The sequence below is a fragment of the Nostoc sp. CALU 546 genome (assembly GCF_048836525.1).
The window spans coordinates 1-2,304 of record NZ_JAWJTF010000316.1 but is presented as its reverse complement, the minus strand read 5'-3'; the positions used below and the strand labels follow the sequence as shown (position 1 = coordinate 2,304).

Sequence of the window (2,304 nt, the reverse complement as noted above, 5' to 3'; positions counted from 1 at the left end):
CCAAAGGGCATTTCAGCTATACCAGCTAGTGGTGCAGCAAAAACTCGCAATAATGCCAGAAAACGTCCAAAAAATACCGCTTTAGCAGCATTTTGACTAAATTGATCTTTAATAGTCAGTAATCGCACTTCCGAAATCCGAAAAATGCTACCAACTTTTACTAGGAAAGGCCAACCGCTAACCCTACCAATCCAATAGCCACAAGTGCCACCAATGACAGCACCCATGATTGCATCACCGAGAACCAGCCAGAAATTTAGTTCATCGCTGCCAGCTAGAAACCCGCCCACTAAGGTCACGGTTTCACCAGGAAGGGGAATGCCTAAATTTTCTAGCAAAATTCCCAAAAAGATTGCCCAATACCCGTAACTATGGGCGACTTTCTGGATATTTTCTAGTGAAATCAGCTCTAAAGACATCCCGCACCGCCGTCTTTACAAATTTTTACTTTTACTATATCTTTGCTTGTTTTTGCCTGGGGTGTCAATCAAACCAATACATAGAGTTATTAAGTCATTAGTTTTATACTGAATAATCCATAGATTTTAGTCTATGGTAGCTCTTAAATCTTGAATATTAACTATACATTTTTTTAAACTTGTTACCACAAGCTAATATTTATTACAAAGGAAATAAAAAATTTATAGAAAGTTCATAAATATCCATTTAAATTGTGAAAATCTTGTAAAAGATACGGTTGATACCGAAATTGTTAGGCGCTTATGCCTATATTGATGAAAGTTATCACAAATTATACGACATGAATACTGAAATAATCTCTCTCAACTGTACGACTGAAATTGCCCAAATATCTGGGTAAAACAGTCATTTTGCCGTTGAAAGAGAAGACGTATTGATGTCTTTTTTCAATTTTCTGTCAAGTGTTCCAATTACCCTGTTAAATTTATGGCTCTCACACAAGAACTTCAAGTGATTTTGTTTAAACCCCAAGGAAGTATAGATTTGGAAGGTGGTAAGGCTCTGAGTGAACAAATGGCTGAAGTAGTGCCTCAAGCTCATCAGCTCTGGATTATCGACCTAGCAGAAGTCAATTTCATGGACAGTTCTGGGTTAGTGCCTTTAGTTAAAGGTTTAAAAGCTGCACGTCAGAGTGGCTGCCGCTTGGTTCTATGCAACGTGCAAGCTCCTGTACGGTTAATTTTGGAACTTACCCAACTAGATACGGTGTTTGAAATTTTTCACACTTACGAAGATATTTTTACTACCGTCAAAAATAACAGTCTGGTGCTAGCAGGTTAGATAATAAATCTACCTATAGAAGGATGGCATAGTCAAGCAATATTTGCATTTTTTCACATTTTCTAAAGATAACAGTCTGGTGCTAGCAGGCTGATTTTCTTTTTTTCTAGAAAAGTAAGTAAGCACAAGTGCTTAATGACAAGTTGGTATAGGCTGCTTAAATCAGCCTGCACCGATTTGGGTATAAATAATCCCATTGGCTTTTAGCTGTGGGATAAGTCAATTTGAGCTAAATGTTATATATCCGACGTAGCTAGTGTAAGGAAGCAGGAGGTAAGAAAGGCTCGAATGTCAGAGATCCTTTGCCGCACCAATTTCTTACCTCTTAAGATTCCACCATAATGTTAATTTTAGGCATTCTGGGGAGTTGAAATATTAGCTTGTTCGGATGCTGGGCGAGGAAAATTTGGTAAATCAATGCCGCTGTGACTAGCATTACGAGTTTTGAGAGCTAAACGGTAACTCACACTTTGCAGTTCTGCTTGTAGTTGGCGGTTTTCCCGTTGTAGCATTGCTACCTTTTCTCTCACTGGCGTCATCCGCTCCTCAAACTTCCGACGGTAAATTTGAGGTAACTCTTGTACTACTTGCTCCAACATCCGAGTGCGATCGGTGAGTTCTTGGACTGACTGTCGCAATTGGTAAATTTCGGAGTCACGAGTTGTAATTTGCTCTTGGTAGAACGCCACCTGCTGCTCTACAGCCTGGAGTTGTTCTTGTAAAGCATGTAACTGGGTGAGATCACGCTCAAGCTCCGGCTGCTGGGGCATAAAACTAGTATTACCTTTTACCAGCCGGAAGAGTTCTTGAGATAGTTGTTGTACTAATTGATCGCGAAGTTGCAACTCTTGGCGTAGCTGCGATACTTCCGTAGAGAGAACTTGAATATTGGGTGTATCAGATTGGATCACAGTAGCTTAAAGCTCCCATTCAGAATCTTGTCCACTCTTAGGTATAACTGCGGGAGTACTACCTTTGGCAAGTATTTGTTAATTTAGCATTCCCAAATGAGTTACGAGAAATGAAACAGACACAATTTTATTG

The 2,304-nt window shown here is 39.6% G+C and carries 3 protein-coding genes; 1 reads left to right on the top strand and 2 read right to left on the bottom strand.

Going from position 1 to position 2,304, the window contains the following annotated elements:
• On the bottom strand, nucleotides 1-419 hold a 419-nt coding region (locus tag RRG12_RS43200), incomplete at its 3' end, for a DedA family protein (protein WP_420763289.1).
• 487 nt (nucleotides 420-906) lie between these two features.
• Between RRG12_RS43200 and RRG12_RS43195 the strand changes: the two genes are divergently transcribed.
• On the top strand, nucleotides 907-1,260 hold the full coding sequence (locus tag RRG12_RS43195) for an STAS domain-containing protein (RefSeq protein WP_069072909.1): 354 nt from the start codon (nucleotides 907-909) through the stop codon (nucleotides 1,258-1,260).
• A 350-nt stretch (nucleotides 1,261-1,610) separates the two neighbouring features.
• Here RRG12_RS43195 and RRG12_RS43190 read toward each other — a convergent pair whose 3' ends face one another.
• Nucleotides 1,611-2,171, bottom strand: a complete 561-nt coding sequence (locus tag RRG12_RS43190; RefSeq protein WP_335108648.1) for an Npun_F5560 family protein — start codon at nucleotides 2,169-2,171, stop codon at nucleotides 1,611-1,613.
• Nucleotides 2,172-2,304 lie beyond the last annotated feature (133 nt).